At 69.3% G+C, this 16,408-nt stretch carries 18 protein-coding genes; 7 read left to right on the top strand and 11 right to left on the bottom strand.

Features of this window, described 5'->3' with window-relative positions; all coding sequences use genetic code 11:
* Positions 1–170: 170 nt before the first annotated feature.
* Genes speB through V7Z82_RS16050 form a run of 4 tightly spaced genes read right to left on the bottom strand, consistent with a single transcriptional unit; the run spans position 171 to position 5,783 of the window.
* Complete coding sequence (speB, locus tag V7Z82_RS16065) at positions 171–1,121, bottom strand: agmatinase (RefSeq protein WP_334152652.1); 951 nt, start codon at positions 1,119–1,121, stop codon at positions 171–173.
* Positions 1,122–1,123: 2 nt separating this feature from the next.
* Positions 1,124–2,734, bottom strand: coding sequence for a thiamine pyrophosphate-binding protein (locus tag V7Z82_RS16060; RefSeq protein WP_334152650.1), 1,611 nt, complete (start codon positions 2,732–2,734; stop codon positions 1,124–1,126).
* A complete protein-coding gene (locus V7Z82_RS16055) occupies positions 2,727–4,394 on the bottom strand; it encodes an amidohydrolase (RefSeq protein WP_334152648.1) in 1,668 nt (555 codons plus the stop codon). The genes V7Z82_RS16060 and V7Z82_RS16055 overlap by 8 nt, the downstream gene beginning before the upstream one ends.
* A gap of 51 nt (positions 4,395–4,445) precedes the next feature.
* Entirely contained in the window at positions 4,446–5,783 is a 1,338-nt protein-coding gene (locus tag V7Z82_RS16050) for an MFS transporter (RefSeq protein ID WP_334152647.1), read from the bottom strand.
* Positions 5,784–6,005: 222 nt separating this feature from the next.
* Here V7Z82_RS16050 and V7Z82_RS16045 point away from each other — a divergent pair, with 222 nt between their 5' ends.
* Positions 6,006–6,905 carry an Lrp/AsnC family transcriptional regulator gene (locus V7Z82_RS16045; protein ID WP_334152645.1) on the top strand — a complete coding sequence of 300 codons (900 nt, stop codon included), beginning with the start codon at positions 6,006–6,008 and terminating at the stop codon, positions 6,903–6,905.
* A 148-nt stretch (positions 6,906–7,053) separates the two neighbouring features.
* Positions 7,054–7,545 carry a DUF3253 domain-containing protein gene (locus V7Z82_RS16040; RefSeq protein WP_334152643.1) on the top strand — a complete coding sequence of 164 codons (492 nt, stop codon included), beginning with the start codon at positions 7,054–7,056 and terminating at the stop codon, positions 7,543–7,545.
* 135 nt (positions 7,546–7,680) lie between these two features.
* Here V7Z82_RS16040 and V7Z82_RS16035 read toward each other — a convergent pair whose 3' ends face one another.
* Positions 7,681–8,259 (bottom strand): ATP-dependent endonuclease, encoded by a 579-nt coding sequence (locus tag V7Z82_RS16035; RefSeq protein WP_334152641.1) that lies wholly within the window; start codon positions 8,257–8,259, stop codon positions 7,681–7,683.
* Between the two features lie 92 nt (positions 8,260–8,351).
* Between V7Z82_RS16035 and V7Z82_RS16030 the strand changes: the two genes are divergently transcribed.
* The gene (locus V7Z82_RS16030; protein WP_334152640.1) at positions 8,352–9,800 is read left to right on the top strand and encodes an MFS transporter; all 1,449 of its coding nucleotides are present in this window, start codon (positions 8,352–8,354) and stop codon (positions 9,798–9,800) included.
* Complete coding sequence (locus V7Z82_RS16025; RefSeq protein ID WP_334152639.1) at positions 9,797–10,720, top strand: cation diffusion facilitator family transporter; 924 nt, start codon at positions 9,797–9,799, stop codon at positions 10,718–10,720. Before V7Z82_RS16030 ends, V7Z82_RS16025 begins: the two co-directional genes overlap by 4 nt.
* A 15-nt stretch (positions 10,721–10,735) precedes the next feature.
* Here the strand turns inward: V7Z82_RS16025 and V7Z82_RS16020 are convergent, their stop codons facing one another.
* The gene (locus tag V7Z82_RS16020; protein WP_334152637.1) at positions 10,736–11,284 is read right to left on the bottom strand and encodes a MarR family winged helix-turn-helix transcriptional regulator; all 549 of its coding nucleotides are present in this window, start codon (positions 11,282–11,284) and stop codon (positions 10,736–10,738) included.
* A 106-nt stretch (positions 11,285–11,390) separates the two neighbouring features.
* Here V7Z82_RS16020 and V7Z82_RS16015 point away from each other — a divergent pair, with 106 nt between their 5' ends.
* Both V7Z82_RS16015 and V7Z82_RS16010 read left to right on the top strand, forming a co-directional pair.
* Positions 11,391–12,152, top strand: coding sequence for a MarR family winged helix-turn-helix transcriptional regulator (locus V7Z82_RS16015; RefSeq protein ID WP_334152636.1), 762 nt, complete (start codon positions 11,391–11,393; stop codon positions 12,150–12,152).
* Between the two features lie 110 nt (positions 12,153–12,262).
* The gene (locus V7Z82_RS16010) at positions 12,263–13,114 is read left to right on the top strand and encodes a hypothetical protein (protein WP_334152634.1); all 852 of its coding nucleotides are present in this window, start codon (positions 12,263–12,265) and stop codon (positions 13,112–13,114) included.
* On the opposite strand, the gene V7Z82_RS16005 is transcribed toward V7Z82_RS16010, so the two are convergent.
* Positions 13,090–13,719, bottom strand: coding sequence for a TetR/AcrR family transcriptional regulator (locus V7Z82_RS16005; RefSeq protein ID WP_334152633.1), 630 nt, complete (start codon positions 13,717–13,719; stop codon positions 13,090–13,092). The two genes, V7Z82_RS16010 and V7Z82_RS16005, sit on opposite strands and share 25 nt — an antisense overlap.
* A 96-nt stretch (positions 13,720–13,815) precedes the next feature.
* On the opposite strand from V7Z82_RS16005, the gene V7Z82_RS16000 reads away from it, so the two are divergent.
* On the top strand, positions 13,816–14,274 hold the full coding sequence (locus tag V7Z82_RS16000) for a DUF6069 family protein (protein ID WP_334152631.1): 459 nt from the start codon (positions 13,816–13,818) through the stop codon (positions 14,272–14,274).
* On the opposite strand, the gene V7Z82_RS15995 is transcribed toward V7Z82_RS16000, so the two are convergent.
* Genes V7Z82_RS15995 through V7Z82_RS15980 form a run of 4 tightly spaced genes read right to left on the bottom strand, consistent with a single transcriptional unit; the run spans position 14,252 to position 16,390 of the window.
* On the bottom strand, positions 14,252–14,686 hold the full coding sequence (locus tag V7Z82_RS15995) for a GNAT family N-acetyltransferase (RefSeq protein ID WP_334152630.1): 435 nt from the start codon (positions 14,684–14,686) through the stop codon (positions 14,252–14,254). The genes V7Z82_RS16000 and V7Z82_RS15995 overlap by 23 nt on opposite strands.
* A gap of 8 nt (positions 14,687–14,694) precedes the next feature.
* The gene (locus V7Z82_RS15990; protein ID WP_334152628.1) at positions 14,695–15,168 is read right to left on the bottom strand and encodes a hypothetical protein; all 474 of its coding nucleotides are present in this window, start codon (positions 15,166–15,168) and stop codon (positions 14,695–14,697) included.
* A 1-nt stretch (position 15,169) separates the two neighbouring features.
* Positions 15,170–15,775: a dCTP deaminase gene (dcd, locus tag V7Z82_RS15985; RefSeq protein WP_334152626.1), complete on the bottom strand. Its 606-nt coding sequence runs from the start codon at positions 15,773–15,775 to the stop codon at positions 15,170–15,172.
* A gap of 9 nt (positions 15,776–15,784) precedes the next feature.
* Positions 15,785–16,390, bottom strand: a complete 606-nt coding sequence (locus V7Z82_RS15980) for a TetR/AcrR family transcriptional regulator (protein WP_334152624.1) — start codon at positions 16,388–16,390, stop codon at positions 15,785–15,787.
* Between the last annotated feature and the right edge of the window lie 18 nt (positions 16,391–16,408).

Genomic DNA, 16,408 nt, shown 5'->3' with positions numbered 1-16,408 from the left:
CGGCCTCAGGGAGCTGACCGAGCCAGCCCTCAGGGAGCTGACCGCGCCAGCCTCGACTTCTGCGGCCGACAGCATCTTCTGCGGCCAGCTGAGACTGATCTGGCCGCAGAAGTTCGAGTTGGCCGCAGACATTCGAGTTGGCCTCAGACGTCGACCAACGGATGCCCGGACTACGGCTGTGCGACCTGCGCGGCCAGCAGGCACACGAGCTCGTAGACGACGTGGCTCGCGGCGATCCCGGTCATCTGCGCGTGGTCGTACGCCGGCGACACCTCGACCACATCCGCGCCGACGATGTCGCGGTCGCCGAGCGCACGGAGGATGCGCAGCAGCTCACGGCTCGTGAGCCCGCCGGCCTCCGGGGTGCCGGTGCCCGGCGCGTGGGCCGGGTCGAGCACGTCGATGTCGATCGAGACGTACAGCGGCTTGTCACCGATGCGCTGCAGGATGCGGGCGATCGCCGACTCGACGCCATGCTCCTCGATGTACTCGCTCGACACGATCGAGAAGCCGAGCCGCTCGTCATCCTCGAGATCCTGCTTCGAGTAGAGCGGACCACGGGTGCCGACGTGGCAGCTCGCCGTGAGGTCGATCAGCCCCTCCTCGCTCGCGCGGCGGAACGGTGTGCCGTGCGTGATCGGCGCGCCGAAGTAGGTGTCCCAGGTGTCGAGGTGCGCATCGAAGTGCAGCACCGCGACCGGGCCGTGCTTCGCGGCGACAGCGCGCAGCAGCGGCAGCGCGACCGTGTGGTCGCCGCCGATCGTGACGATGCGCTGCACCTGCTCGCCGAGTGCGATCGCGGCAGTCTCGACCTCGGACACCGCGGCGGTCAGGTCGAACGGGTTGACCGGGATGTCGCCGGCATCCACCACCTGCGCGATCGCGAAGGGCGACACATCCTGTGCCGGGTTGTATGGCCGCAGCAGTCGCGAGGACTCGCGCACGTGCGACGGACCGAACCGGGTGCCCGGCCGGTAGCTCACGCCGGAGTCGAAGGGGATGCCGACGACGGCGATATCGGCACGAGGCACGTCCTCGATCCGCGGCAGTCGCGCGAAGGTCGCGATCCCGGAGTACCGCGGGTTCACGGAGGCGTCGATGGGGCCCACGTTGTCGGTCATGTTCAGTCCTGTCTTCCGGTGGGGATGTGCACGAGCTGCACGCCGCCCTCGGCGATCGCTGCTCGGATGCTGTCGGCGATGTCCTCGCGGCGTTCGACGCGGCGTCCGACGCCGCCGAATGCGGTGGCGAGCGCTGCCCAGTCGGGCTGCACCAGGTCGACGCCGACCGGCGTGATGCCGCGGTCGACCTCGTTCTGACGGATCTCGGCATAGCCGCCGTTGTCGACGCACACGATCGTGACATCGAGGCGCTGCTCGATCGCGGTGGCGAGCTCGTTCACGCAGAACATGAGCGCGCCGTCACCGATCACCGTCACCACCGGGCGCTCGGTCTGGGCGACACGGGCGCCGATCGCGGCGGGGAGGCCGTAACCGAGGGTCGCGTACGTGGGCGTGTAGAGGAGGGAGTGCGGATGCTGCGCCCGCAGCACGTTCGCGAGCGCCAGGTACACGATCTGCGAGGAGTCGCCGGCGACGATCGCGTCACCCGGCAGCGCCGCGGCGATGACCTCGGCGAGCTCGACGGCCTCCGGCGCGGCCTCGCGTGTCTCCTGCGCGATCGCCGCCCGCGCGGCGGAGACGTCGCGCGGCTCGCGCGCATCTGCCGGGAGCCGGTCGAGCAGCGCACGGGTCACCGCGACGGCATCTCCGGCGATCCCGACCGTCGCAGTGAGGTTCTTGTCGAGCTGCGCAGCCGAGATGTCGACGCGCACCACCGCACCGCCGGCCTCGAGCCGCGGCGCCCACAGCTCGGCCTCGCCGAGCTTCGAGCCGATCACGAGCAGCACGTCCGCCGCCTCTGCGACCGCACGCGCAGCGGCCAGCCGCAAATTCGAGCCGAGCGACAGCGGATGCCCCTCGTCGAGCACGCCCTTGCCGTTCAGCGTCGTGACCACGGGGGAACCGAGCCGTTCGGCGAGCGCCAGGATCTCGTCGGCGGCGCGTGTGGATCCGCCACCGGCCACGATCACGGGGTGAACCGCGCGGGCGAGCAGTCGCACGGCCTCGGCGACGGCATCCGCATCGCCTGCCTCCGGGGCCGGTGCCGGTCGCGCCTGTCGCCGCTCGGCCGGCACGTCCGCCGGCGATTCGAGCACGTCGAGCGGGATCTCGATGTGCACCGGCCGCGGCCGCCCGGTGCGGAACAGCGCGAACGCGTCGTGCACCGCCTCGACGGCCTCGGCGGCCGAGCGGACCCGGCGCGACCACTCGGCGATGGCGCCGACCATCGCCGTCGCGTCCTTCGTCTCGTGCAGTGTGCCGACATCGGCGAACTCCGCGCCGAGTGCCACACCGGGCGACAGCACGAGCAGCGGCCTGGACTCGCAGAAGGCGGTGCCGATCGCGCTCATCGCGTTCTGCAGACCGGGCCCGGAGGTGGTGATGACCACGCCCGGCAGGCCGGTCTGCTGCGCCCAGCCGTCGGCACCGTAGCCGGAGCCCTGCTCGTGCCGGTTCGTCACGGCACGGATGCCGAGGTCGGCGAGCGGCCGATAGAGCTCGAGGTTGTGCGTGCCAGGGATGCCGAAGATCGCCGTGACCCCGTAGGCGCGGATGGTCTCGAGGACCGCCCGGCCGGCGGTGTCGGCGTAGGTCTCCTCAGAATCAGGCATGGTACCGACGCTCGCCGTCGACCCAGGTCTCACGCACGGTGATCGCGGCGATGTCCTCGCCGGCCACGGCCAGCGGATCCGCCGAGAGCACGGCGAAGTCCGCGTACTTGCCGACCTCGAGCGAGCCGAGGTCGTCTTCGCGGCCGATCGAGATCGCGCCCTCGATCGTGTGGGCACGGAGGGCCGCGAGCGCCGAGACCCGCAGGTCGTCCGGGCCGAGCGTGTGGCCGCGTCGCGTCACGCGGGTGACCGCGGTCTGGATGGCCTCGAGTGGAATCGGCTCGGCGACCGGAGCATCCGAGGAGATCGTGAACGGCACGCCGGCACGCTCGAACTCGCCGAGCGGATTGAAACGCTCGCCCGGAGTTCCGATGGCCTCCTCGACGCCCTCACCCCAGTTGAAGTAGTGCTGCGTCTGGTTCACCGGACGGATGCCGGCGACGGCCATCCGCTCGATCTGCTCCGGCGTCGGCAGCCCGCAGTGCTCGATGCGGTGACGGGCATCGGCATCCGGATGCGCAGCGAGCGCGGCTTCGATCGCCGACACCACCATCTCGATCGCGGTGGGCGACTGCGCGTGCGTCGCGGTCTGGAGTCCTGCGGCGTGCGCCTTGCTGATGAGCCCCGCGTACTCGGCGGGCTCATGGTAGAGCTGGCCGGTGCGGCAGGGGTCGCCCACGTACCCGTCGGGGAAGTACGCGGTCCAGCCGCCGAGCGTGCCGTCGGCGTAGAACTTGATGCCGGCGAAGCTCAGGTGGGCGTTGCCGAACTGGCCGACCATGCCCATCTCGAGCGCCTCGTCGAGCAGGTGCGACAGCAGGTACATCGAGACGCGCAGCTCGAGGCGACCCGCTTCGGCCAGCCGCAGGTACATGTCGAACTCGCGCCGGGTGACCTGGCAGTCGCCGATCGAGGTGACGCCGCCGGCGAGGAAGCGCTGCGTCGCGGCATCCAGCTGCCGCAGGTGCTCCTCCGGCTCGTCGGCCAGGTGGAAGTTCGGACCGTGGTGGCCGATCTTCACGCCGTGCACTCCGGTGAGGATGTTGCACGCGGCATCCGAGAGCTCACCGGTCAGCTCGCCGTCCGCGTCGCGGAAGAACTCGCCGCCGTCCGGGTTCGGGGTGTCGCGGTCGACGCCGTTGATCGCGAGGGTGTGCGAGTTCACCACACCGCCGTGGCCCGAGGCGTTCATGAGATACACCTCGCGGTCGGCGGCGACCTCGTCGAGCTCGAAGCGGGTGGGGTGCCGCTTCTCGGCGAGGTTGCGCTGCTCGTAGCCGTAACCGCGCACCGGACGCCCCGCGGGGAGATCGGCAGCTGCCGCCTGCAGCAGCGCGACGATCTCGGGGATGCTGCGCGCCTTCTCCGGACCGCAGTCGACCCAGCTCATCATCTGCCCGTACATGAGCGGATGCGCGTGGGCATCGATGAAGCCCGGGACGATCGCGGCCCCCACGAGGTCGACGCGCTCCGGCGTCAGCCCCGCCCGCTCGGCCGCCGCCTCGCAGTCCGCCGGGGTGCCGATCGCGAGGATCCGCCCCCGATCGGTCAGCATCGCCGTGGCGGTCGTGTCGGCGGCATCCGCCGTCCGGATCACCTCGGCGGTGATCAGACGCGGGGTGGTCTGGGCCGAGCGGTCGAAGGGGGTGAGCTTTCTCATGGGAGCCTGTTCGCGGTCGTTGCTGTGCGGGCGGTCGAGGATGCGGGCCGGTCAGGGCAGCCGGTTCGCGGTCGTGTCGGTGCGAGCCGTGAAGGAGCCGGTGACGGGGGCCTCGTCGGAGTGCTGCGGTGCGAGCTTCGTGCAGATGCCGGCGATGATCGCCATGCCGGCGAACATCGCGAGGACCGACCAGATGTTGCCGGTCCAGGCGATGAGCTGCGTCGCGAACCAGGGCGAGAAGCCTGCCCAGATCGCGGCGCCCACGCCGTAGGACAGCGCGATCGAGGTGTACCGCGACTGCGGGCGGAACATCTGCGCGAGCAGCGCCGCGATCGGGGCGTAGGTCGCGCTCATGGCGATGCGCACCAGCGAGGCGAACAGGAAGATGAGCGGTTCGACGCGTCCTGGCATCACGAGCATGAACGGCACGAAGGTGAGCACCGAGGTGATCAGGCCGATGTACATGATGTTCTTGCGCCCCCACTTGTCGCCGAGCCAGGCGATCGGGAGGGTCACGACGAACTCCACGAAGGACGCGATCGTCATGGCGTCGAGGATGACCTGCTCGCTGATCGCGATCGTGTCACCGGTGGCGTAGGCCGTGGCGAAGGTGGTCGCCAGGTAGTAGCCGCCGGTCGAGATCGGGAGGATGCCGATGCCCAGCAGGATCGGACGCCAGTTGGTGCGGAGCGCGTAGGCGAGCGGCATGGACTGTTTGCGGCCCTCGACCTTCGACTCGAAGACGGGGGTCTCCTCGACGCGGTAGCGGACCCAGAACCCGACGCCGACCAGCACGATCGACAGCAGGAAGGGGATGCGCCATCCGCCGTTCATGATGAAGTCGTCGCCGACGCGCGACATGATCGCGAAGATGCCGGAGGCCAGCAGCGCGCCGGCCGGGTTGCCGAGCTGCGTGAATCCGCCGTAGAAGGTCTTGGACTTCTCGGGAGCATGCTCGACGCTCATGAGCACGGCGCCGCCCCACTCGCCGCCGACCGCGAGTCCCTGGATCGCGCGAAGCAGGATCAGGAGGATCGGGGCGAGGATGCCGACGTTCTCGTAGGTGGGCAGGCAGCCGACCAGGACGGTCGCCGCCCCCATCAGCAGCAGGGTGATCACGAGCGAGGTGCGCCGCCCGAGCTTGTCGCCGATGTGGCCGAAGATGATGCCACCCAGCGGGCGGACCAGGAAGGCCACCGCGAAGGTCGCGAAGGCGGCCGCCGTCTCGGCGAGACGATCACCGCTCGGGAAGAACAGCGGTCCGAACACGAGGGCGGCGGCCGTCGCGTAGACGTAGAAGTCGTACCACTCGATGGTGGTGCCGACGAAGGCGGCGAAGCCAGCGCGACGCGCTCTGCTGTGAGTGCCGCTGTGGGTGGTGGAAGCCATGTGGGCCCGCTCCTTTGCGGAAGATGTCGGATAGCGATGGATGCTACGGCGGTTCGAACCCACTCGGCAAGGCCAGAACTCCAGTGCAAACGATCATTCACTGGAGTTCTGATCAGAACATCGCACAATGCGGGCCTACCCCACGGCGACAGCAGTCTCTACACTGAGGATGCGCGCAGTCGCGCGTGCGTTCCGGGGAAAGTGACCTTTCAGGAGAGATCCATGGATTTCGACGCGGACCTGATCCGTGCGCTGCAGGAGGACGGCCGTGCCAGCATCCGCTCCCTCGCCGCTCGCCTCGGGCAGTCACGAGCCGCGGTGGCCGCACGCCTCAAGGCGATGCTCGACGATCGCACCGTGCGGGTGGTCGCCGCGGTCGACCCGGTGTTCCTCGGCCAGCACGTGCTCGCGCATGTCTCGATCCGCACCGATGGCGCAGTCGAACTCGTGGCCGAGCAGCTGCGCGACATGAACGAGACCGTGCTGGTGTCTGCCGTCGGCGGCGCGCACGACCTCGTGACCGAGGTCAGGCTCGGCTCGATGGAGGAGCTGCACGACCTGCTCGCCACCATTCGCGCGATCGACGGCATCCTCGACATCAACACCATCATCTACTCGACCGTGGTGAAGGGGTTCTTCGTCTCGGAGTACCACGGCGACATCACGCTCGACGCGATCGACGAGGCCCTGATCGAACAGCTGCAGGCCGACGGGCGGCAGAGCTTCCGGGCGCTGGGCGACGAGGTGCGGCTCTCTCCCTCGGCCGTCGCGACCAGGGTGCAGCGACTGATCGACGGCGGCGTGATCAAGATCAGTGCGGTCGAGGCGCGCGGCCTCGCGCACCGCCAGCTGTCGATGGGCGTCGGGATCAACCTGGGCGACGACGACGACGCGGTGATCGACGCCCTGCGCGGTGGACGCGGCGTGGACTTCGCGGCCCGCACGCTCGGACGCTTCGACGCGATCGCGACCCTCGTCGAGCCGTCGGCCGGCGCGCTCTACGCGAGCCTCGAGCGCCTGCGCGCCCTGCCTGGTGTGACGCGTATCGAGGCGTGGCTGCACCTCGCCGTGCTGAAGGAGGACTACGCCCGCACGCTGCGCGCCCCGCTCTCCCCAGAGTGATGTCGTGCCCGCCCCCTTGTGCCGACCCACCCCTTTGTGTGCCGAGCCACCCCTTTGTGTGCGAGCCACCCCTTTGCGAACGTTCAGAAGGGGGCCGCTCGCGCGCAAGGGGGTGGTTCGGCACGGAGTGGGAAGGGATGCTGATCGGATGACGGAGAGCGACGAGCCAGCACGCACCGCCGACGGGCACCACATCATCGTGAACGGACGGCGGTGGCGGGCGACGGATCCGACGATCCCCGAGAAGCTGCGGCAGGAGCTCGTGGACGAGCTGATGGCGGCGCGGCGCGCGGTGAAGGCATCCGAATCCGATGCGCGGCGGCGGGTGCACGACGCGAAGACCGCGCTCGGCGAACGCGGCGCGCCGTGGTGGGAGGAGTCATCGGATGCGGACTTCGCCGAGCGGGCTGCCGCGGCGATCCGCGCCCTCACCCGCAAGCGCGACGAGTCGTCGATCTGCCCGAGCGACGTCGCCCGCGCGATCGGCGGCGAGTCCTGGCGGTCGCGGATGGACGAGGTGCGGCGCGTCGCCGGGGAGCTGGCCGAGCGCGACGAGGTCATCGTGACGCAGCAGGGCGAGCCCGTGCAGATCGCGGAGGCGCGGGGTCCGGTGCGGATCGTCCGCGGTCCCGCGCTCTGAATCGCGGGGGGAAGTCGCGATCCCGGCCGAGGTGCCGCGCCGAGCCACCCCTTTCCGCGCGAGCCACCCCTTTGCGTCCGTTCGCAAGGGGGCCGCTCGCACGGAGAGGGGCCGCTCGGCACGCAGGGAACGCGGTCACGAGGCGGGCAGCGCAGCGCGCAGCAGGGCGGTGAGCGGCGGCGGCATGCGGTCGATCGGAAGGACGTCGATCACGTCGGCCGCGAAGCGCGCCTTGCGCCCCGCGGCGGTGCCGGCGAAACGATGCAGCTGATCGTCGACCGGCTTGCCGCGCTGGGCGGGCTGCCCCTGGAACACGCGGAACCGCTCGAGCTCGCCCCGCGCAGCCAGCGTCTCGAACACGAGCTCGGCGCCGGCCGCTCGGATCACCTCGGCCTCGAGATCGCGCTCGCACCCGAAGAACCCGACGTCGGCAGGATGCGTCGCTCCGCCGGCCAGCATCCCGATATCGGTCAGGATCCGGATGACGTACGCCTCCTCCGCCGCGTCGTAGAGTCCGAGCACACGCACGGCGTCGTCAGCCTCGCGAAGCGCCGAGACGCGCGTCCGCAGGTTCGTGATGCCACCCATGTCGACGAGCTGCACGACATCCGGAGAGACCCAGCACCGCCGCGCCACCGCCTCGAACGCGAGCCGGTCGCTTCGACCCTCGAACAGGATGACGGTGCGCTGCTCCACTGCATCCCCCGCCGTCATGCGTCGACCCTACGCACCCGCCGATCTCCAGCGGGCGGAATCGTGCGGCGCGCCGTCACCGGCCGTTCACCGCAGACGGCCAGACTTCGATCATGAGCGAACCCGAATCTCGCCCCGTCGTTCCGGAGCCACCGGCGATCGCGAACAGCGGCGCCGTCGGCGTGATCGGCCTCGATCTGCGCGGCGATACCCCGGCTCCGAAGAAGCAGGTCTACTCCTGGGCACTGTGGGACTGGGCGACGCAGCCCTTCAACACGGTCATCCTCACCTTCGTGTTCACGGCGCTCTACCTGACGACCGATTCGTTCCTCCCGGCCGACCTCGCCGCCCTCGACCCGTCGAGCAAGGCGTACGACACCGCGATCGCCGGCCTCACCTCGAGCCTCGGCCTCGGGTCGACCATCGCCGCCTTCGGCATCCTGCTGCTCGCACCGGTGCTCGGACAGCGAGCGGATGCCGCCGGGCGCCAGAAGCTGTGGCTCGGCATCGGCACCGGAGCCCTCATCTTCTGCATGCTCGGACTCTGGTTCGTCGAGCCGACCCCGAACCTGTTCTGGCTGGGCGTCGCGCTGATCTCGGCCGCCACCGTGTTCCAGGAGATCGCGGCGGTCAATTCCAACGCCATGCTGATCGGCATCGCGAATCCGAAGAACGTCGGGCGCATCTCCGGGCTCGGCTGGGGCTTCGGGTACCTCGGCGGCATCATCGCCCTGGTGATCGTCGTGGTGCTCGACACCTTCGACTGGTTCGGCATGTCGACCGACAACGGCCTCGCCTACCGACTGATCGCCGTCGGCTGCGCGGTCTGGGCGATCATCTTCAGCATCCCGATCTTCCTCAACGTGCCGGAGCCCTCGCTCGGGCGACCGGAGCGCAAGGTCGGCTTCTTCAGGTCGTACGTGCTGCTCGTCAAGGACGTCGCCGGACTCTACCGAGACCCCGAGACGCGACCCACGTTCTGGTATCTGCTGTCGAGCGCGGTGTTCCGCGACGGCCTCGGCGGCGTCTTCGCATTCGGCGCGATCATCGGCACCGCGGTGTTCGGCTTCGAGACTCAGGAGATCATCGTCTTCGGGATCGCGGCGAACCTGATCGCCGGGGTCTCGACGATCCTCGCCGGCCGCCTCGACGACCGGGTCGGCCCGAAGCGCATCATCCTCGCCTCGATCGGGTCGATGATCGTCGCCGGACTCGCGGTCTTCCTGCTGCGCGACGGCGGGACGATGGTGTTCTGGATCGGCGGACTCATCCTGTGCGCGTTCGTCGGACCGGCGCAGGCCGCAGCCCGCTCGTTCCTCGCCAGGGTCACCCCGGCCGGACGCGAGGGCGAGATCTTCGGCCTGTACGCCACGACCGGGCGCGCCGCGAGCTGGATGGCCTCCGGCGCCTGGACGGTGCTCATCGTCCTCACCAGCCAGACCGCCTTCGGCATCCTCGGCATCATGGCCGTGCTGATCATCGGCTTCCTGCTGCTGCTCCCGGTGAAGGCGCCGCGCTGCGCGAAGAAGCACACCGCGGACCGGAGTAGCCTGACCGCGTGACAGTGATCATCGCGTTCCTCGCAAACATCCTGGTCGCGATCGCCAAGACGGTCGCGGCGATCATCACCTCGTCCGCGTCGATGGTGGCCGAAGCCGCGCATTCGTGGGCGGATGCCGGCAACGAGGTGTTCCTGCTGATCGCCGACCGGCGAGGTGGCAAGGCGAAGGACTCTCGGCATCCACTCGGCTACGGACGCAACGCGTTCGTGTGGTCCTTGATCGCCGCGTTCGGCATCTTCACGGCCGGCTCGATCGTGTCGATCATGCACGGCATCCAGGAGCTCTCGGAGACCGGGCCGGTCGAGAGTCCACTCGTCGCCTACATCGTGCTCGGCATCTCGTTCGTGCTCGAGGGCGCATCGTTCACGCAGGCGATGGTGAAGTCCCGCCGCCTGGCGAAGGAGCGCGGCTCGTCGACCTGGGACTACGTGCTCGAGACGAGCGACACCACACTGCGGGCCGTGTTCTTCGAGGATGCCGCGGCGCTGATCGGCCTGGCCCTCGCCGGCGGCGCGATCCTCCTGCACCAGGTCACCGGCGTCGCAGCCTGGGACGCCATCGGTTCGATCCTGGTCGGCGTGCTGCTCGGCGTGGTCGCGATCATCCTGATCCGGCGGAACATCGCGTTCCTGGTCGGCGCCAACGCCTCGCCCACGCTGCGTGCGCGGGTCGGCGATGCGCTGCTCAGCCTCCCGCAGATCGAGCGCGTGACGTATTTGCACATCGAGTACGTCGGGCCGAACCGGCTGTTCCTCGTCGCCGAGATCGATCTGGCCGGCGACGCCCGAGAGCACGACGTGGCCACGCAGCTGCGCGACATCGAGCAGCGGATCGAGGCGCACGAGGCGATCGAGACCGTCGTGCTGTCGCTCTCGGTCGACGACGAGACGTCGCTCGAGTTCGTGGAGGGCGCGGAGTAGATCCCGGGCAGCCGGTCAGTGCTGCCAGTTGTCGGCGAGCTTGTTCAGGAGCCGAGCGAGCTCGGTGCGCTCTTCGTCGGTGAACGACTCGAGCGCGCGTCCGAGGTACTCGCGCCGCTCACCCCGCAGGCCGCGCGCGAAGCGGCGCCCCTCGTCGGTGAGCGCGATGCGCGTTCTTCGAGCGTCGTCCGGGTCGGCCTCGCGGCGCACCAGGCCGTGGTCGACACCCTGTTGCACGAGGCGTGACGCGCGCGGCTGATCGACGCCGATCGCCTCGCCGAGCGCGCTGACGCTGAGCGGAGTGGATGCTGCGGCGAGCGCCTCCAGCATCCGCATCCTGGCCGGCCCGCCCATCCGAGCCGAGGGGTCGCCCACCCAAGGCGGCGGCCCGGGAAATCCACGGTGGCCGAAGGGCTCGCCGTGGGGGTGGTCATGGCCGTGCCCTCCGCCATGCCAGCCGTGCGGACCGCCGCGTCCGGCACCGCGCTCGCCTGGCCGCCGTCCGCGAAGACGCGAGAGGGCGTGGGCGATCGCTTCGGCTGGATCGATGTCGTCGGAGGTCACAGCACGATTTTACATGCGACTTGACATGCATTGCGACTCCATGTCACACTACATGTACATGCACTGTGACATACACATGCACACTGACAACAAAAGGACTTTCCCGATGAACACCTCTGAATCACAGAACAACGAGAACACCTCCCGCCCCTTCGGCTACTGGCTGAAGGCCGCCGACCGCCTGATGGCGGCCGAGTTCGCCACCGCCTTCGAGGACGAGCGAGCGAGCCGCCGCGACTGGCGCCTGCTCAACGTGATCGACGGCACCGCCCCCGCACGTCGCCCGCTCACCGAGCACAAGCTCCACGGGCTGATCGAGCGCGGCTGGGTCACCGCCGAGGGCGACGGCTGGACGCTGACCGATGAGGGCCGTGCCGCGAAGGATCGCCTCGGCGCGATCGTCGACGGCATCCGCTCGAAGGTCACCGACGCCGTCTCCGAGGAGGAGATGGCCACCACGCTCGCATCGCTCGAGAAGATCGCTCGCGCGTTCGGCTGGGACGAGGAGACTCGTCTCCCCCACGGACGCCGCCACGGCTTCGGCGGGCACGGACGAGGCCACGGCTTCCCGCGCGGCTTCGGTCGCCCGTTCGGTCGCGGCTTCGGTCCGGGACACGGCTTCGGCCCGCGTGGGGGCATCGACCCGCGCGAGGGCTTCGGCCCGCGCCACGGCTTCGGCCCGCGCCACGGCGGCGAGCACCAGCACGACTGCGAGCACGGACGCGACGCGCGCCACGGCGAGCACGGTCACGACCACGGAGACCACGGTCACCGCGGCCACGGCGGACCGCTCCGCGCCGCCCGCCACGCGCAGCACGCCTATGAGCGCGGCTTCGACGCCGGCTTCAGCCGCGGTCGCGACGCCTGACAGCTCCTCACGAGACGCCTCACCAGACACACGTCGGGTGGGGCGTTTCTGACGTGTGCCGGACAGCCAACGTTGCGAGGACGAACGTGCCGAGTTGCTAGGTTCTCCACATGATCGATGGAGTCGAACCATTCCGCAGCGACACCAAACAAGATGACTCGTTCATCGCGCGCGCAAGCGACTACAACGGGGAGACCGAGGTCATCCTCGCGCCATGGCCGTCCACGATCCATGAGCGGTCCCAGAAGGAACGGCAGCAGATCCTGGACGACTGGTTGGACCTGCTGTCCCGCCCCACTCCGATCAGGAAACTCACTCTGTGGTGCCACGTGAACGACAGGCTCCTGGGTGGGATCCGCGCCCAGACGCAGATCGACCACCTCAGGATCCACTGGGGCTCGTATACGGACTTGAGCCCGATCGCAGGCATGGCCTCGATGAAGCAGCTGATCCTCGGTGGCGCCAGTGCGGTCACCGACCTCGCTCCGCTTCGAGCCTTGCGAGCCATCACACACCTGGAGATCGAGAACGGCCGCGCGCTGCGCGACTACGCACCGCTCGGCGACCTTTCCAGCCTCCGGTCACTGAGAGTGACGAGAAGCCTCACGGGCAGTCGAACAAACGCCGATTCTCTGGAGTTCATCCGGTCGCTCACCGACCTCGAGGCGTTGTATTGGGACCCTCGCGTCGCAACGTCCGACTATTCACCCCTCCTCTCCCTGACGAAGGCGAAGATCATCGGAGTGACGAATCTCAAGGGCATGACCCCATCGTTCGTGGACCTTGAATGGGCACTCTCCGGCGTACAGGCCCACGAACGCTTCCTCGCCGAGAGGGTCATCCCAATCTCTGTGGATGGCGAGGGAGTACGAGGCATCGTGAGAGACGTGACCGGCCGTAAGGTCTACGCGTCACCGGATTCGGTGCCATCTCCCGATCAGCCTGAAGACCTCGAGGCCTGATCCCGCCGCGAAGCCGCGTAGCCCTGGCGCAGCGCAGGGAGCATCACGTGGTCGACGAGATCCGTCACGGTCGCCGGGTCGAGCGATCGTCGACGAAGGCTGATGCTGCCGAACGCCGCCGTCGGCACGATGCCGGCGATGAGCGCGACCGGCACATCGGCCGGCACCGCGCCGCGCTCGATCCATCGTTCGATCACCGCCGTGATCGCCGCGACCGGCGGCCCGCCGATGAACCGATAGGCGACGTCTCGCAGCTCCTCGTCGCGACCGATCTCGCTCAGCAGGCTGGCGAGCACTGCGGCTGAGCGCTCATCGGCGTCGGCGAAGTGCATGCCGGCGGCGATCAGGTCTTCCCGGAGACTCCCGGTATCGGGCTGCTCCGCGGTGACCTGCAGCGCACGCATCGCGGCGACCACGAGCTCCGCCTTCGTCTCCCACCGCCGGTAGATCGCCGACTTCCCGCACCGCGCGCGGGTCGCCACGGCCGAGATCGTCATACCCGCGTACCCGTGCTCGATCAGCAGATCCTGCACGGCGACGAGGATGCTCGGTTCGAGCCCGGGGTCGCGAGGGCGTCCAGCCGCCCTGGTCTCTTCGGTGTCCATGTGTGGCCATTGTATCTTTCGGTACCGAGCAGTACCGTAAATATCGGTACCGGTTGGTACCGATATCGGATGCACCACCTGACGAAGGAGACTCCCATGGCCATCATCGCCCCCACCGAGCGCCCGTCGACGCGGCCCCGCCTGCGCGCCGGCATCATCCTTCTCGCGGCAGCCGTCGTCGCGATCCTCCTGAACGCGGCGGTCGCCGCCGTGGCCGTCGCCGCAGGGGCACCATCGGGCTACGGTCCACTCACCCCGCCCGCCTACGGACTGTTCACCGTACTCGGCGTCGGCATCGGCTGGCTCGGATGGCGCCTCGTGCTCAGTCGCGCACGAGACCCGCGCCGCACCCTGTCGGTTCTGGCGCCGGTCATCCTCGTCGCCTCGTTCATCCCGGACATCCTGCTGCTCATGCTGCGGTTCATCCCTGGCACGACGATGTCAGCCGCGGTCGCGCTCATGGCGATGCACGTCGTGGTCGTGCTCGTCGCGGTTCCCGCCTACATGCTCGCAACACGTCAGCGGACGCAGGTCAGGTCAGGATCCTCGTCATGAAGACGTCGACCTCGTCCTCACTGTCGACGTCGAAGCCAACACGCTCGTAGAGCCGCCGCGCCGGGCTCCCCTGCAGCACATTGAGTCGGAAGGTCGCCGACGAATCCGCCGCCAGCACCTGCGCGAGCACCGCGGATCCGATCCCACGCCCCTGGAACACCGGGTCGAGGTAGAAGTGCTCGACCCACACCGCGCCGGCATCGTCGGTGCGCAGCGTGATCGAGCCGGCATCCGCGCCGTCGATCACGATCACGCTGGTCGACGCGGGATCGAAGGCGTCGAGGAATCGCCGACGCACCCGAACCGGGTCGTAGCGTCCGAGGCGCTCGAGGTCATCGAGCAGCACGACCGCCCGGAGCTCGGCGATCCAGGTCGCGTCCGCCATGGTGCTCGGGCGCAGCTTCCACGCCATCCGCCCACTCAGAGCGGCAGCACCCCGCCGACAGCCTGCGCGGCGACGTCGACCGCGGAACCCGCTGCGAAGGGGAACGTCATGGTCGTCGCGAGGAAGATGCCGACGCCGACCGCCGCGACGAGGAGGATCAGCAGGAATGCGAAGATCGCCACGGTCAGACCGCGGTAGCCACCGGATGACGGCACCTCGGGCGCGACGGATGGCTTCGCCCAGTCATCGGCGACGGCCGAGGGCTGCTCGCCCTCGAGGATCGCTGGCTTCCGACGCGTGCTGCGCGACGACGGGAGCATCGCCTCCGGCGGTGGCGGCGGGATGACGTCGTCGGCCGGCGGGATGTCGGCAGGTGGCGGCGGGATCACCGGCTCAGCGGAGATGAGCCCCTCCGGGATCGGGGTCTCGGGCGGGGCCGGCGGGATGACAGCGTCCGGCGGGCTCTGCGGGTTCTGCGGATCCTGCGGGTTCGTGCTGTCATCACTCATGTCAGCCTCCGACTGCGCCGTTGTCGGTGATCCCGACGTCTGTCCTGTGGAAGTTCTGGAACGACCGCGACGCCGTCGGGCCGCGCTGCCCCTGGTAGCGGTTGCCGTAGGGGCCGGAGCCGTACGGGTTCTCGGCCGGCGAGGTGAGCCGGAAGAAGCACAGCTGCCCGATCTTCATGCCGGGCCACAGCTTGATCGGCAGGGTCGCGACGTTCGCGAGCTCGAGCGTGACGTGGCCGGTGAACCCCGGGTCGATGAACCCGGCGGTGGAGTGCGTGATGAGGCCGAGGCGTCCGAGCGACGACTTGCCCTCGAGTCGTGCCGCCACGTCGTCCGGCAGCGTGACCTGCTCGAAGGTCGCGCCGAGTGCGAACTCACCGGGGTGCAGGATGAAGGGCTCGTCTGGTGCGACCTCGATCAGGCGCGTGAGCTCGGGCTGATCCTCGGACGGATCGATGAACGGGTACTTGTGGTTGTCGAACAAGCGGAAGTACCGATCCAGGCGCACGTCGATGCTCGACGGCTGGATCATCTCCGGCTCGTGCGGCGCCAGACCGATACGGCCTGATGCGAGTTCTGCCTTGATGTCGCGATCGCTGAGAAGCACGGCCCCAGCCTAGTTGTCCGCGCCGCCCTGATGTCCGAGCAGCCGCAGTGCGCGCTCGGCCTGGGCCCGCGCGGCCGCGCGATCCGGCGCAGGCACGAGGCCGAGCAACCGGCGCCGGTGCGGCTCGCCGAGCAGGAGGCCGAAGAGGGCTTCCGCACGCTCGGCGGTGTCGTCGCCGGCGAGGTGCTGCTGCAGCATCCCGATGTAACCCTCCGGTCCGCTGGCGTAGAAGCGCGCGGCCAGATCCGGGAACTGCGCGGACTCGCCGATCATCAGGCGATGCATGCCGACGGCATCGTCGGAGTGCAGCACGAAGACCATGCGTGCGGCGGCGTCGAGGAGGCTCGAGCCCGCGGCGTCCGGTTCCGAGAGCGCAGTCGTCCTGAAGCGCTCGATGACGGCCGTGAACACCTCCGCCCGGTCGCCGAAGTACGTGTAGATGGTGCGCTTCGTGACGCGGGAGGATGCGGCGATCTCGTCGATCGTCACCTGGCCGAGCCCTCGGGCGACGAACAGCGCGACGGCTGCATCGAGAATCTGGTCTCGCCGTTGCTCGCGCTCCTCGGGCGTCGGTCGGCCGCGCTTGCGCGGGGCTCCTGGTGACGCGGCGTCCATGGTTCTCCTCGGTTCGAA

The sequence above is a fragment of the Microbacterium sp. genome, assembly GCF_036823965.1.
Classification (GTDB): domain Bacteria; phylum Actinomycetota; class Actinomycetes; order Actinomycetales; family Microbacteriaceae; genus Microbacterium.
This window is presented reverse-complemented; position numbering and strand designations above follow the sequence as displayed.

What these genes read in the sequence shown, in the direction of transcription:
- speB (WP_334152652.1), bottom strand. Translation starts at nt 1,121, where the DNA reads ATGACCGACAACGTGGGCCCCATCGACGCCTCCGTGAACCCGCGGTAC.
- V7Z82_RS16060 (WP_334152650.1), bottom strand. Translation starts at nt 2,734, where the DNA reads ATGCCTGATTCTGAGGAGACCTACGCCGACACCGCCGGCCGGGCGGTC.
- V7Z82_RS16055 (WP_334152648.1), bottom strand. Translation starts at nt 4,394, where the DNA reads ATGAGAAAGCTCACCCCCTTCGACCGCTCGGCCCAGACCACCCCGCGT.
- V7Z82_RS16050 (WP_334152647.1), bottom strand. Translation starts at nt 5,783, where the DNA reads ATGGCTTCCACCACCCACAGCGGCACTCACAGCAGAGCGCGTCGCGCT.
- V7Z82_RS16045 (WP_334152645.1), top strand. Translation starts at nt 6,006, where the DNA reads ATGGATTTCGACGCGGACCTGATCCGTGCGCTGCAGGAGGACGGCCGT.
- V7Z82_RS16040 (WP_334152643.1), top strand. Translation starts at nt 7,054, where the DNA reads ATGACGGAGAGCGACGAGCCAGCACGCACCGCCGACGGGCACCACATC.
- V7Z82_RS16035 (WP_334152641.1), bottom strand. Translation starts at nt 8,259, where the DNA reads ATGACGGCGGGGGATGCAGTGGAGCAGCGCACCGTCATCCTGTTCGAG.
- V7Z82_RS16030 (WP_334152640.1), top strand. Translation starts at nt 8,352, where the DNA reads ATGAGCGAACCCGAATCTCGCCCCGTCGTTCCGGAGCCACCGGCGATC.
- V7Z82_RS16015 (WP_334152636.1), top strand. Translation starts at nt 11,391, where the DNA reads ATGAACACCTCTGAATCACAGAACAACGAGAACACCTCCCGCCCCTTC.
- V7Z82_RS16010 (WP_334152634.1), top strand. Translation starts at nt 12,263, where the DNA reads ATGATCGATGGAGTCGAACCATTCCGCAGCGACACCAAACAAGATGAC.
- V7Z82_RS16005 (WP_334152633.1), bottom strand. Translation starts at nt 13,719, where the DNA reads ATGGACACCGAAGAGACCAGGGCGGCTGGACGCCCTCGCGACCCCGGG.
- V7Z82_RS16000 (WP_334152631.1), top strand. Translation starts at nt 13,816, where the DNA reads ATGGCCATCATCGCCCCCACCGAGCGCCCGTCGACGCGGCCCCGCCTG.
- V7Z82_RS15995 (WP_334152630.1), bottom strand. Translation starts at nt 14,686, where the DNA reads ATGGCGTGGAAGCTGCGCCCGAGCACCATGGCGGACGCGACCTGGATC.
- V7Z82_RS15990 (WP_334152628.1), bottom strand. Translation starts at nt 15,168, where the DNA reads ATGAGTGATGACAGCACGAACCCGCAGGATCCGCAGAACCCGCAGAGC.
- V7Z82_RS15980 (WP_334152624.1), bottom strand. Translation starts at nt 16,390, where the DNA reads ATGGACGCCGCGTCACCAGGAGCCCCGCGCAAGCGCGGCCGACCGACG.